This is a genomic window from Azospirillum doebereinerae (assembly GCF_003989665.1).
Classification (GTDB): domain Bacteria; phylum Pseudomonadota; class Alphaproteobacteria; order Azospirillales; family Azospirillaceae; genus Azospirillum; species Azospirillum doebereinerae.
On sequence record NZ_RZIJ01000103.1, the window covers coordinates 1 to 298 of the forward strand.

The 298-nt window shown below is 60.7% G+C and carries 1 pseudogene; it reads right to left on the reverse strand.

The features are described 5' to 3' along the window. Nucleotides 1-94: 94 nt before the first annotated feature. Nucleotides 95-298 (reverse strand): annotated as a pseudogene (locus EJ913_RS32285) (hypothetical protein); the annotation flags it as partial.

The window sequence follows — 298 nt, forward strand, 5'->3', positions numbered from 1 at the left end:
GGCTTTTCACGGCCGAGTTCGGGATGGGATCGGGTGTTGGGCACCTCGCCATGACCACCAGGTCACCAAGGCACACGCTGCTCTCCGACACGCATCACCGACCGGTGTTGCTTTCGCGCTGTTCGTGCAAGTGACTGTTGAATGAGGATCGAAACGACGGCTGCTGTGTCGTGCCCTTTTGAGCGGGCTTGCCGCTGCGCGCGGCGCTCTTGGTTGGGTGAGAGATCAAGCCGATCGAGCGATTAGTAAGGCTTAGCTTCAGGCGTTGCCGCCCTTCCACACGCCTCCTATCGACGTG